This window comes from Bacillus sp. FSL L8-0193, from assembly GCF_037976065.1.
In the GTDB taxonomy this organism is placed as follows: Bacteria; Bacillota; Bacilli; order Bacillales; family Bacillaceae; genus Bacillus; species Bacillus paralicheniformis.
Genome location: NZ_CP150261.1, coordinates 3,935,553 through 3,948,332, shown reverse-complemented (window position 1 = coordinate 3,948,332; position 12,780 = coordinate 3,935,553). Strand labels below are relative to the sequence as shown.

At 48.1% G+C, this 12,780-nt stretch carries 12 protein-coding genes; 8 read left to right on the top strand and 4 right to left on the bottom strand.

Annotated features, from left to right (window positions below):
• Positions 1–14 precede the first annotated feature (14 nt).
• Entirely contained in the window at positions 15–821 is an 807-nt protein-coding gene (locus MHH76_RS19855) for a zinc-dependent metalloprotease (protein ID WP_025810626.1), read from the top strand.
• 42 nt (positions 822–863) lie between these two features.
• Here the strand turns inward: MHH76_RS19855 and MHH76_RS19850 are convergent, their stop codons facing one another.
• Entirely contained in the window at positions 864–1,049 is a 186-nt protein-coding gene (locus MHH76_RS19850; RefSeq protein ID WP_020453307.1) for a 2-hydroxymuconate tautomerase, read from the bottom strand.
• A gap of 86 nt (positions 1,050–1,135) precedes the next feature.
• Between MHH76_RS19850 and MHH76_RS19845 the strand changes: the two genes are divergently transcribed.
• On the top strand, positions 1,136–1,819 hold the full coding sequence (locus MHH76_RS19845) for a site-2 protease family protein (protein WP_031305130.1): 684 nt from the start codon (positions 1,136–1,138) through the stop codon (positions 1,817–1,819).
• Positions 1,820–1,831: 12 nt separating this feature from the next.
• Entirely contained in the window at positions 1,832–2,347 is a 516-nt protein-coding gene (locus MHH76_RS19840) for a YwhD family protein (protein WP_023857048.1), read from the top strand.
• Between the two features lie 61 nt (positions 2,348–2,408).
• Here the strand turns inward: MHH76_RS19840 and MHH76_RS19835 are convergent, their stop codons facing one another.
• The gene (locus tag MHH76_RS19835) at positions 2,409–4,481 is read right to left on the bottom strand and encodes a PBP1A family penicillin-binding protein (protein ID WP_023857049.1); all 2,073 of its coding nucleotides are present in this window, start codon (positions 4,479–4,481) and stop codon (positions 2,409–2,411) included.
• A 368-nt stretch (positions 4,482–4,849) separates the two neighbouring features.
• Between MHH76_RS19835 and speE the strand changes: the two genes are divergently transcribed.
• The 4 genes from speE to argS all read left to right on the top strand — a co-directional run bounded on the left by speE (position 4,850) and on the right by argS (position 8,858).
• The gene (speE, locus tag MHH76_RS19830) at positions 4,850–5,680 is read left to right on the top strand and encodes a spermidine synthase (protein WP_023857050.1); all 831 of its coding nucleotides are present in this window, start codon (positions 4,850–4,852) and stop codon (positions 5,678–5,680) included.
• A 54-nt stretch (positions 5,681–5,734) separates the two neighbouring features.
• Positions 5,735–6,607 carry an agmatinase gene (gene speB, locus MHH76_RS19825; RefSeq protein ID WP_023857051.1) on the top strand — a complete coding sequence of 291 codons (873 nt, stop codon included), beginning with the start codon at positions 5,735–5,737 and terminating at the stop codon, positions 6,605–6,607.
• A 155-nt stretch (positions 6,608–6,762) separates the two neighbouring features.
• Complete coding sequence (locus MHH76_RS19820) at positions 6,763–7,191, top strand: DUF1934 family protein (RefSeq protein WP_023857052.1); 429 nt, start codon at positions 6,763–6,765, stop codon at positions 7,189–7,191.
• Positions 7,188–8,858 carry an arginine--tRNA ligase gene (gene argS, locus MHH76_RS19815; RefSeq protein WP_023857053.1) on the top strand — a complete coding sequence of 557 codons (1,671 nt, stop codon included), beginning with the start codon at positions 7,188–7,190 and terminating at the stop codon, positions 8,856–8,858. Before MHH76_RS19820 ends, argS begins: the two co-directional genes overlap by 4 nt.
• 85 nt (positions 8,859–8,943) lie before the next feature.
• On the opposite strand, the gene MHH76_RS19810 is transcribed toward argS, so the two are convergent.
• Together MHH76_RS19810 and cls are read right to left on the bottom strand one after the other, a co-directional pair.
• Positions 8,944–9,210 (bottom strand): hypothetical protein, encoded by a 267-nt coding sequence (locus MHH76_RS19810; RefSeq protein WP_023857054.1) that lies wholly within the window; start codon positions 9,208–9,210, stop codon positions 8,944–8,946.
• Between the two features lie 73 nt (positions 9,211–9,283).
• Entirely contained in the window at positions 9,284–10,474 is a 1,191-nt protein-coding gene (gene cls, locus MHH76_RS19805) for a cardiolipin synthase (RefSeq protein ID WP_026580253.1), read from the bottom strand.
• A gap of 149 nt (positions 10,475–10,623) precedes the next feature.
• Here cls and MHH76_RS19800 point away from each other — a divergent pair, with 149 nt between their 5' ends.
• Complete coding sequence (locus tag MHH76_RS19800) at positions 10,624–12,738, top strand: heterodisulfide reductase-related iron-sulfur binding cluster (protein WP_023857056.1); 2,115 nt, start codon at positions 10,624–10,626, stop codon at positions 12,736–12,738.
• Positions 12,739–12,780: the final 42 nt, after the last annotated feature.

The window sequence follows — 12,780 nt, the reverse complement described above, 5'->3', positions numbered from 1 at the left end:
GGAGGGAATTAGCAGTGAAAAAGCGTTCTATATTCTTATCTCTATTACTTTCCGTCAGTCTCATCCCCGGTTTGACGGCAGGCGCCGCCAAGGTTGACGGGCACGATCATGAACACGGCCATGAAGTAAAAGGAACTCATATCGATTCTTTGCCTAAGGCGAAAGACTTTAAAGACTTGAAAGGAAAAGTTCAAATAGAAAGAACGGTCAATACGAAAATATTGGATGAGAAAGGAAATGTGACGGGAACAAAAACGTTTAAAAAGAATACGAGCAAAGGGACATTTTCAACCCAGGCAGGCACGGGCAGTCAGAAAGTGAGCGTCCTGGCCGTGGCTGACGCTCAGTATCGCGCGAAATACAGCGATTGGCAGACGAGAATCGTCCAAATTATTGAGCAGGCGGATGTCATGTTCAACAGGGACCACGATATTGATTTTGTTGTCGAAGCCGTGGCGCCTTGGACTTCTTCAGGCAGCAACAGCTCTCAAATTCTATCAAACCTTCAGAGCAATTTCAGCGGGCGCAGCTATAAATTTGTCGTCGGATTTACGGCGAACAGCAATTTTGACGCCGGCGGCATCGCATACGTATACAACAGCAAGCCGAACGGCAGCGCCTTCAGCGTAAACCTCGACCAGGGAACGGCCAACACGGCAAAAGCGGCGACCCACGAATTTTCCCATAACTTCGGCTTGAACCACGATGCGCAAGGAAGCGGAATCCGCTGCATTATGAACTACGACTACGCCTACACGGTCGATGTCTGGGATTCGGCTCACAATAGCCAGATCACAAGAAATAAAGCTTGGTATAAATAATAAAAACGGCGTCCCGCATGTAAGCGGCAGACGCCGTTTTTATTACATATCGCTCATTCGTTTGCCGGCGACACCGTAGTTTTCCTTTTTCATTTCCTCAATGATGACCGCGATTTTTTCTGCAGGTGCGCCTGTTGTTTCGGAGACGGCTTCGGTCACTTTTTTCACCAGATTTCTTTTTTGATCATCTGTGCGGCCTTCCAGCATTTGAACCGTTACGTACGGCATATGTTCTCCTCCTCCTTTTAAAAAATGGCTGCTTACTTTAGCATCAGCTGCTCTTATAGTATACTGGAGATAGTAAATCTTTGTATATGAGAAAGAGGGAAAGCCACATTTTAGACCGTTTTCTTATTTATCCGCTGGAAATGATTCCGTATGTTGTTTTGACACTTGCTGCCGCATTCACTGTGCATGAGGTCGCCCATGCATATGTGGCATACAAATTCGGTGATGAGACGGCCAAACGGCAGGGCAGGCTGACGCTCAACCCGCTCAAGCATCTTGATCCGTTTGGAACGATTTTGATCTTTATTTTGGGATTCGGATGGGCAAAGCCGGTGCCCGTTAACCGCTTTTATTTTAAAAATCCGAGGCTGGCCGGATTTCTCGTGTCAATCGCAGGACCGATCAGCAACCTGATCCTTGCTTTCATCGGTTTTATATTGCTGCTTTTGTCCGTGAAGCTGTCCGGGACGCTGCCTTCCAGTTTTTACAGCGGCTTGCTTCAATTTTTTACGATTTGGGTGAATCTCAATCTGCTTTTATTTCTGTTTAATTTAATGCCGTTCCCGCCCCTTGACGGTTTTCGGGTTATACAGGATGTGGTCGCCCCCGATGTGCGGGCGAAGCTGTCGAAATATGAAGCGTACGGCTCGATCGTGTTTCTGATCATCGTCATTACGCCGCTTGGCCAATATGTATTCTGGCCGTTTTTGAATGAAGGGCGGGAATATATCATCTCGATATTTAACAGCGTTTTCCGGCCGCTGATGTAGGAGGTATTTTTGATGGAACAAGGAAAAAAGAAAAAAACAATCGGATTCAATATTATTAAAAGCGATCCGACGGACGGACACGGGGGATTTGGTGCAGGGGCTTTAAGCCTTGACAACATCTCGCCTGTCTTTGTCGATGTCGAAGAGAAAGAAGCGTTTGTTGATATCGGCGCCATGCACGCCCGCAGCACGGTTGAAAAAGGAATCAAATTTTTGCCGAACAAGGAAGAGGTGCCGAACGGAAAACCTTACTGGCTGGTGTGGGTTACGATCGACCGCAGGGAAGAAGGCCCTTATTATGCGGGGGTGACGGCTTGCGAAATGACGGTGGACAGAAGCATCCGCCGCGGCTACAAATCGCTTCCGGAGCACGTGAATTTAATGGATAAGTCGATGAAGCGGAAGATTATCGTCGAGCACATGGATGAAAGTTCCAAGCGCGTTCTGGCCAATTTTCTGAAAAATCATGATCAAGGGCTTTGGGACCGTTCATCAGACGAGCTGAAAAAGGGATTGCTTCAGCAATAGGAAAAAAACCCCCCGGACCGCCGTGAAGTCCGGGGGGTTCGTCTATCCCGCCCAAAAAAGTTTATTCTTCTTTTTTAAACCATTTTTCCCACCACTTTTTCCGCTTGTGGGGAGCGGCGGGTTTTTCGCGCCCGGCTTTTTGATCCTTATAGATTTCTTTTCCGTAGCAAACCTGCTCGGGTTCAGTACCTTCGATAAAATAAGCGAAATATTTGGACGGACAGCTGGGCGCCGCCGCATAGCCTGTAGCAGGGTCAATATACATCCCTTTCACGCCTTCCGGCGGCTTTAAAGTTGCGGCGGGCGCGTTTTCAAGCGCTTTTTCCATAAATTTGGCCCAAATTTGTTTGGCATAGTTTTTCTCTGCGACGGCATCGATTGTCCGCTCTTTGTCATATCCCGTCCACACGCCTGAAGCAAGGCCGGGATAAAAGCCGATCATCCAGCTGTCGGTGCTGGTCGTTCCCGATTTTCCGGCGTATGGGCGCGTCAGCTGATCTGCGATCGTCCGCCCGGTAACAGATGTATAGCCGTTGAGTGATTTGTCGAACATTCCGCTCATCATGTTGGCCGTGATAAAAGCCGCTCTTGGGTCAAGGATTTGTTTGCTTCGCTTCGGCTTTTCGTAAAGAATCTCCCCGTTCGAATCGGTAATTTTCGTAATAAAGGAAGGTTCGATTTTTTTTCCGCCATTGGCAAACATGGCGTATCCATTCACCATTTCAAGCGGCTTCACGGGGGATGTTCCGAGCGCAAGCGACGGCACTTTTTGCAGCGGGCTCGTGATGCCGAATTGTTTTGCAGCATCAATCAGTTTGTCCATGCCGAGGAAAAGGTGCGTTTTCACGGCGTAAATGTTATCGGACAAAGCCAGGGCCTGAAGAAGAGTGATCGGGCCGTCTGCGTAATAGCCGTGATAGTTGCTCGGCGAATAAGCGCTGCCTTGCCCGAGCTCAAATGTCGTTTCCGCGCTCCTCATCCGGGTGGCCGGCGTAAAACCGTTTTGAACAGCCGAATAATAAAGGAAAGGCTTCATGGTGGAGCCGGGCTGCCGCATAGCCTGGGTTACGCGGTTAAACGGGCTTTTTTCGTAGTCGCGTCCTCCGACAAGCGCAAGAACGCTGCCGTCGGACGGATTGATCGCTGTAAACCCTGCCTGAATGTCAGATGACGAATCAATCGTGCGTTCGATCGTGTCCTCGGCAATTTTTTGGAGACGCGGGTTGAGCGTGGTGAATACGTTGTAGCCGCCGGTTTCTGCTTGCTCCGGTGTCAAATGCAGCAAGCGCGCGATTTCTTTAACCGCTTCGTCATAAAAGTACGGAGCGGTTTTAGCGGTTGTTTGCTTATCCTGTTTTTCAAAGCGGAGCGGCAGTTTTTTCAGTTCTGCCGCCTGCTTTTTCGTCAGCTTGTTTTCTTTCTCCATCATTGTCAGGATCATTTCCTGGCGTTCTTTCGCCTTTTTTTCATTAACAAAAGGCGAATAAACGGAAGGACCCTTTGGAATGCCGGCAAGCATCGCAGCTTCCGCCGCATTGATATCCTTGGCCCGTTTGCCAAAATACATCCGGGAAGCAGCTTCGATTCCGTAGGCTCCATGCCCGTAATAAATCGTATTTAAATAGCCTTCCAAAATATCTTTCTTTGTGTAGTTTTGTTCGAGCCGTATCGTATAAAAAGCTTCATTCCACTTTCTTTTCCATGTTTTATCGTGGCCGAGGTAGAGGTTTCTCGCATATTGCTGTGTAATGGTGCTGGCTCCCTGAACTTTGGACATCGCCTTTAGATCGGCGATGAGGGCGCCGCCCATCCTCATATAGTCGAAGCCGTGGTGCCGGAAGAAGTTCCGGTCTTCAACGGCAAGTGTGGCATCGATGACGGCGGGATTGATGCTTTTCAGCGAAACCCAGTACCGCTTTTGCCCGTAATGCGTCTCTCCCATCTGCTTTCCGCTTCCGTCATACAGCACGGTAGACCTCGGCACCTGAATCGAAGGAGCGCCTTGCCATTTGGCTGCCAGGACCACCGTCATGACAACGATTGAAAGGAAGATCAGCATCAATGCTCCCATGAACAAAAATGCGCGTATCGTCTTGATAGTTAAACGGACCCGCTTGTCCGTCATCATGTCCATGTTCAAATCTCCTCCCGGATAAATAAATGTTCTTATCATTATGAGGAAAAAGAGGAGGGTTTAAACAAGCGGGAAGGAAAAAACCGCAGACCCTCTAGGAGGCGATTAACAGAGCAACCGGAGGAATCCTCAGTTTTGGCAGTCGCCGCTGCAGAATAAGCTTATGTACATCTGTGGCAAGCTCAGCCCAAAACGGCCGTCGGGAATGGAATGACTCCTGAAAATGAATCGATCCGTCTTTACAATCACCTGCAATTCCTCTATACTTTTTCCTTAGGCAAAAGCCGATGCTTCAGTGCAGAATAATCGTCGCCGCAGGCGAGAAAAATAGATGGAAATACAGCTTATCACGAAAGGAAGATGACGCTTTGAGCGGACTTTGGTACACAGAGAAGCAAACGAAAAACTTCGGCATTACGATGAAAATCAACAAGACTTTACATACAGAGCAGACGGACTTTCAAAAGCTCGAAATGGCCGAGACGGAAGAATTCGGCAACATGCTGTTTCTTGACGGCATGGTCATGACATCTGAAAAAGATGAATTTGTCTACCACGAAATGGTGGCGCATGTGCCCCTGTTTACGCATCCGAACCCTGAGCATGTACTTGTGGTTGGCGGCGGAGACGGCGGCGTCATCCGTGAAATTTTGAAGCATCCGAGCGTCAAAAAAGCGACGCTTGTCGATATCGACGGCAAGGTGATCGAATACTCTAAGAAATTTTTGCCTTCCATTGCAGGCAAACTTGACGATCCGCGCGTCGAAGTAAAGGTCGATGACGGCTTTATGCACATTGCAGAATCTGAAAATGAGTACGATGTCATCATGGTCGATTCAACCGAGCCTGTAGGGCCGGCTGTCAACTTGTTTACAAAAGGCTTTTACGCCGGCATAGCAAATGCGCTAAAGGAAGACGGCATTTTTGTTGCTCAGACGGACAACCCTTGGTTTACACCTGAACTGATCACTAACGTTCAGCGCGATGTAAAAGAGATCTTTCCGATTACAAAGCTGTATTTGGCCAACATTCCGACATATCCAAGCGGATTGTGGACGTTTACGATCGGTTCGAAAAAATACGATCCTCTTGAAGTGGAGGACAGTCGCTTCTTCGATATTGAGACGAAATACTATACAAAAGAAATTCATAAAGCGGCATTCGTCCTTCCGAAATTCGTCAGCGATTTAATCAAATAAAACAGTTTGGCGCAGGATGGTATTCTGCGCTTTTTTTCAGGGAGGTTTTTGAAGATGAGATTTGATGAAGCATATTCCGGCAAGGTGTTTATCGCAAGCCGCCCCGATTGGGAAGAGGCGGACGCCATCCTTTACGGCATGCCGATGGATTGGACGGTCAGCTACCGTCCCGGATCGCGCTTCGGTCCGGCGAGAATCCGCGAGGTGTCCATCGGGCTTGAAGAATACAGCCCTTATTTGGACAGGGAGCTTGACGAGGTTCATTTCTTTGATGCCGGCGACATCCCGCTGCCTTTCGGGAACCCGCAGAAGAGCCTCGACATGATTGAAGAATATGTTGACAGCATTTTAGAAAAAGGAAAATTCCCGCTCGGAATGGGAGGAGAGCACCTCGTTTCATGGCCGGTCATTAAAGCGATGTATAAAAAATATCCCGATCTTGCCATCATCCATATGGATGCGCACACAGATCTCCGCGTCGACTATGAAGGAGAGCCACTCTCGCATTCGACGCCGATCCGCAAAGCAGCGGAACTGATCGGTCCCGGCAATGTCTATTCATTCGGCATCCGCTCCGGTATGAAAGAGGAGTTTGAATGGGCAAACGAAAACGGTATGCACATTTCCAAATTTGAAGTGCTTGAGCCGCTTAAATCCGTCCTGCCGAAACTCGCAGGGCGTCCGGTTTATGTAACGATTGACATCGATGTCTTAGATCCCGCTCATGCGCCGGGAACCGGTACGGTTGACGCCGGAGGCATCACATCAAAAGAGCTGCTCGCTTCGATTCACGAAATCGCCCGCTCAGACGTCAACGTCGTTGGAGGAGACCTGGTTGAGGTCGCTCCGGTCTACGACCATTCGGAACAAACCGCAAATACGGCAAGCAAGCTGATTCGCGAAATGCTGCTCGGCTGGGTGAAATAAACAGGCTGTCCTTTTTCGGGACGGCTTTTTTCTTAGAAAATGGTTTATCTTCCCGTCCGTTCTGTTAAGATGGTATAAAGGAGCAGCGGTTGAACTTTTTTTCCCGAATGATTATACTAATCAAGTCAAATCGGATCAAAAAAGGAAGTGTCGGAATGAACCAGGAGACACCCGTTAATATCCATGTGAAATCTGTTATCCGGGAAGGATCGGACACGGAAACGATCGAGTTCCGGACAACTGGGTTTTATTATATGAAAAAAGATAAAATATATCTTTCTTATCATGAAGAGCATGATGCGGGAAAGGTGAAGACGATCGTAAAAGCAAGCGAAAACGAAGTTCTGGTGATGCGTTCCGGCGCCATTGAAATGAAACAGCGTTTCAGGCCGGGCAGCCGCACCGTCACTCATTATAAAATGCCTTTCGGCAGGCTCGAGCTTGGCGTGGATACAAAATCCGTATCAGTCACCCGGCAGCCGCCAGACGGAAAGATCAGCGTTGAGTACGATATGATTGTAAGCGATGAACAAAAGCATTTACATATGATGTCGATTTCGTATAGAGGAGGACACGAGTCATGAACATAGTCGAACAAATGAAAGATGTGCTGAAGCAGGAAATTAAAGAAGCTGTCATGAAAGCCGGCCTCGCCGCAGAAAGCGAGATTCCCGAAGTCGTATTGGAAGTCCCGAAAGACAAGTCGCATGGAGACTATTCCACTAACATGGCGATGCAGCTGGCGAGAATCGCCAAAAAAGCGCCGCGGAATATTGCCGAGGAAATCGTCGCATCCTTTGATAAAGGAAAAGCGTCGATCGACAAACTTGATATCGCAGGACCGGGTTTTATCAATTTCTACATGAACAATCAATATTTAACGAAGCTCATTCCGGCTGTGCTTGAAGCAGGAGAGGCCTACGGTGAAACAAATATCGGAGGCGGAGAACGCGTTCAGGTGGAATTCGTCTCAGCAAACCCGACGGGCAACCTGCATCTTGGACATGCCCGCGGAGCCGCTGTCGGAGATTCTCTCTGCAATGTACTTGAAAAAGCGGGGTATGAAGTGAGCCGCGAATATTACATCAACGATGCCGGCAATCAAATCAACAACCTCGCATTATCCGTCGAGGCCCGTTACTTTCAGGCGCTTGGAAAAGACAAGCCGATGCCTGAAGACGGATATCACGGCGAAGACATTAAGGAAATCGGCCGAAAGCTCGCCGATGAATTCGGCGACCGTTTTGTTCATGAAGAAGAGAGCGAACGCCTCGCGTTTTTCCGTGAATACGGCTTAAAGTACGAATTAGGCAAACTTCGTGAAGACCTCGAGAATTTCCGTGTCCCATTTGATGTCTGGTACTCAGAGACATCGCTTTACCAAAACGGAAAGATCGATCAGGCGCTCGAAGCCCTTCGCGAAAAAGGGCACATCTATGAAGAAGACGGGGCGACATGGTTCCGCTCGACGGCGTTCGGCGATGACAAAGACCGCGTCCTGATCAAAAAAGACGGGTCCTACACGTATCTTCTGCCTGACATCGCTTATCACAAAGACAAGCTTGACCGCGGCTTCCAAAAGCTGATCAACGTATGGGGAGCGGACCATCACGGCTATATCCCGCGCATGAAAGCGGCCATTGAAGCGCTCGGTTATGACAAAGAAACGCTTGAGGTCGAGATCATCCAGCTCGTCCATCTCTACAAGAACGGCGAAAAAATGAAGATGAGCAAAAGAACCGGAAAAGCTGTGACAATGCGCGATCTCATTGATGAGGTCGGCCTTGACGCGGTGCGTTACTTCTTTGCGATGCGCAGCGCCGATACGCACATGGACTTTGATCTTGACCTGGCTGTCTCCACATCGAATGAAAACCCGGTTTACTACGCGCAGTACGCTCATGCGAGAATTTGCAGCATGCTGCGACAAGGCGAAGAAAAAGGTATTTCATTTGAAGGGAACCTTGACCTGACGAAAATCGCTTCTGAAAAAGAGTATGATCTGCTTAAAGTGATCGGCTCGTTCCCTGAGGCTGTCGCCGATGCCGCAGAGAAGCGGATTCCGCACCGCATTACAAACTATATTTTTGAATTGGCATCTGTGCTCCACAGTTTTTACAATGCTGAGAAAGTTCTCGATCCGGCAGATGAAGAAAAAAGCCGAGCGCGTTTATCATTGATGAAGGCAACACAAATCACATTAAATAATGCACTCAAGCTGATCGGCGTATCAGCTCCTGAAAAAATGTAAAACGAATCCCCCGTCCTTTGAACGGGGGATTTTTTCTTGATTTGGTGAGGAGGCGTCTCACACAAGGAAGGTCCGTCGCCTTCCCTTATTGAACTTGAGCGTCAGAAAGAATCGATTGTGCTTTTCTTACTAACTCCTGCGCCATCTTCCCTTCGATGACAATCAGGCACTCATTTTCGCGATTGGCCATTCTGAACATTTCCAGTTCAATTAAATCTTTAATTTTGCACATTGTTTTTCTTGAGCATATATATAGCTGATGTCTGGCTGAGCGGCAAAGTCTGTACAGCTCAATCAAGTTTTTTAATGTCATCGATTGTGCGCGGAGCTTAATCGACTCTGCTTGGTTCATCATATATCCCTCCGTATGTAATCATCACTTTGGTGAAATGTTACCCGCATGTTATGCAGGATAAACGTACGATTCATAAAAAATATGAAATCGATTTCGCCAGCCATTCGATGGGCCGCTGCATCACCGGCCGCTTCGCATACCGCTCCTTTGTCAGAAGCTCGGCGTGTTCAATACTTTCCTTGACGACGTCAAAGAATTGTTTTGTCCAGTCTTTATCATGGATGACGACATTCACTTCATCATTGAGAAACAGGCTTCGATTGTCAAAATTTGATGTTCCGATCATCACATGCCGGTCGTCGACGATCAATGCTTTTGCATGATAAAAGCCTCTGTAGTACCGGTAAATATAGCAACCCGCCTCCAAAAGTGCGGGAAAGTTCGTGTAGGCGGCCTCTTTGACAAGCGGATGGTCGGCTTTCATCGGCACGAGAACCGAGACGATCACGCCTCTTTCCCTGGCTGAAAGAACTGCTTGCTGCAAAGCCGGACTCGGAATATAGTACGGCGTGCAAATCATGATTCTTTCTTTTGCCTGATCAATAAATGAAATGTATTTTCCTTCCAGAGAAAACCCTTTTGTCGCATGTATCGAATGGGTGACAGCTCCTTGATGGAGCGGCGGGAACATACCGCTGTCCGGCTGTGATAGCGGCGCTTCTCTATTGAAGTCTGATAAAAAAATGTGCTGCAAGTCGGCAACACCTTCCCCCGTCATTCGCAAATGGTAATCCTTCCACGGGCCGAATTCCGCTTTTTTACCAAGGTATTCTTTCGCAATGTTAAATCCGCCCACATAGCCGATCTTTCCGTCTATGACGGCGATTTTCCGGTGATTTCTTGCATTCAGTCGATAAAAGAAATAAGGGAAGCCCGGATTGTTGACAAAAAAAACGTGCGCTCCGCTTTGTTTCAAGTCTGACAGCGTTTTTTTCTTTACCTTCATCGCGCCGATCCGGTCAATCAGCAAGCGTACGCATACGCCGGCTTTCGCTTTATCCTTCAGCATTTTTAAAAATTCAAGGCTGATATCATCGTTCTTCACAATATAAAACATGACATGCACCGACGATTCGGCCTGGCGGATGTCATCCAGCAGCCGCTCACACAAGTCTTCTCCGTTATGAATCAGTTCAATATCGCTTTTCTTCTCTGAAAAAACGGGTTCGTAGGCTTTCCTTTCAAAGGCTTTGCGGCCGAAACGGAAATCGAGCGCAAGAAGCAGGATGAGAAAACATACCATAATCATAAGCGGCACCAATGAAGACACTCCCTTTTTTCGTGTAAAGAATAGTGTCCCCCTAATTTCCTGCATTTATGAAAACATATTGACTGAACACTCATTCATTATTTAAGATAAAGGTAGTTCAAGGGGATTTAAGGTTGGGGAAATGAAAGGGGGAGCAGCTGATGAATGTCTTATTGTGGTTGAATTTCATTGCGTTTTTAGGTGTAACCGCTTACGCCGTTTATCTGTTTGTCTACTTGATCCGAACGAGAATCAGTTACATCAGGCTCGGACAAAAAGAGGATTTTGATAAGCGGACGAAGGAGCGCCTTCAAAAGATATGGGAGAACGTGTTCGGCCAAAAGAAACTGCTTAAAGATAAAAAAAGCGGCATTATCCACGTCATGTTTTTTTACGGCTTTATTCTCGTTCAGTTCGGAGCGATCGATTTTATTTTGAAAGGGCTCGTTCCCGATCAAGGACTTCCGCTTGGCAGCGTCTACCCGGCGTTTACGTTTTTTCAGGAAATCGTCACGTTGATGATTTTAATTGCGGTGGTCTGGGCCTTTCACAGGCGCTATATTGAAAAACTCGTCAGACTGAAGCGCAATTTGAAGTCGGGGATCGTGCTCATGCTGATCGGCGGCTTGATGTTTACCGTTTTACTCGGAAACGGTATGAACATGATCTGGCATGAACATTCATTATCATGGCACGAACCGATGGCATCAGGCATCGCTTTTGCCCTCGGCTTCATGGGAGAAACCGCCTCAGCGGCAGTGTTCTATGCGGCATGGTGGGCGCATCTTCTTATCTTACTGACATTTTTAGTCTATGTGCCGCAGTCAAAGCACGCCCACTTAATTGCCGGACCGGCAAACGTATTTTTCAGCCGGCTGACAAACCCGGGAAAGCTTCAAAAAATCGATTTTGAAGATGAAACAAAAGAAACGTTCGGCGTCGGACGGATCGAGGAATTCAGGCAATCCCAGCTGATCGATCTTTACGCGTGCGTTGAATGCGGGCGCTGTACCAATATGTGCCCGGCTACCGGAACAGGCAAGATGCTTTCGCCGATGGATCTGATTTTGCGGCTCAGAGACCATTTGACAGAAAAGGGAGCAGCAGTAACATCGAAAACGCCTTGGGTTCCCGCGCCTCTCTTTCAGCATACGAAAGGCAACCAGCTGGCCATGGCGGCGGGAGGAGAAGGATCAAGAGAAGCGGCTGCTTCAGAGCTATACAATCCGAGCTTAATCGGCGACATCATCACCGAAGAGGAAATTTGGGCATGCACAACGTGCCGGAATTGTGAAGATCAGTGCCCGGTCATGAATGAGCACGTCGACAAGGTCATCGATCTCCGCCGCTATCTCGTGCTCACAGAAGGAAAAATGGATGCAGATGCCCAGCGCGCCATGACGAGCATTGAAAGACAGGGTAACCCTTGGGGATTAAACAGAAAAGAACGCGAAAACTGGCGTGACATGAGAGACGACGTTAAGGTGCCGACAGTGAAAGAAATGAAGAAAAAAGGCGAGGCCTTTGAATACCTGTTCTGGGTCGGGTCGATGGGATCGTATGACCGGAGAAGCCAGAAGATCGCCATGGCTTTCGCGCGCCTTCTCAATCAAGCCGGGGTCACGTTCGCGATTTTAGGCAATAAAGAAAAAAATTCAGGCGATACGCCGAGGCGGCTTGGCAACGAGTTTTTATTCCAGGAGCTTGCCGCAAAAAATATTGAAGAATTTGAAAAAAATGATGTTCGAAAAATTGTAACCATCGATCCGCATGCATACAATATTTTTAAAAATGAATATCCTGATTTTGGTCTGAAAGCGGAGGTGTATCATCATACAGAAATTCTCGCTGCCCTTATTGAAGAAGGAAGGCTGAAACCTGAGTTTCCGGTTCGCGAAACCGTCACCTTTCATGATTCATGCTATTTGGGCCGCTACAATGAGGTTTACGAACCGCCGCGCGATATTCTGCGCTCCATTCCGGGCATCCATTTAGTGGAAATGGAACGCAGCCGTGAAAACGGAATGTGCTGCGGAGCGGGGGGCGGTCTCATGTGGATGGAGGAAGAGACGGGCACAAGGATCAACGTTGCCAGAACGGAGCAGGCGCTCAGCGCTTCACCTTCTGTCATCAGTTCGGGCTGTCCGTATTGTTTGACGATGCTAGGCGACGGAACAAAAGCCAAGGAAATGGAGGATCAGGTCGGCACCTACGATGTGGCGGAGCTGCTTGAACGCGCCGTATTCGGCTCAGAACAAAAAGAACATGCTTCATAGACGGATTTCAGGTTTTGAATAAAGAAGGTGTGAGCCGGATCT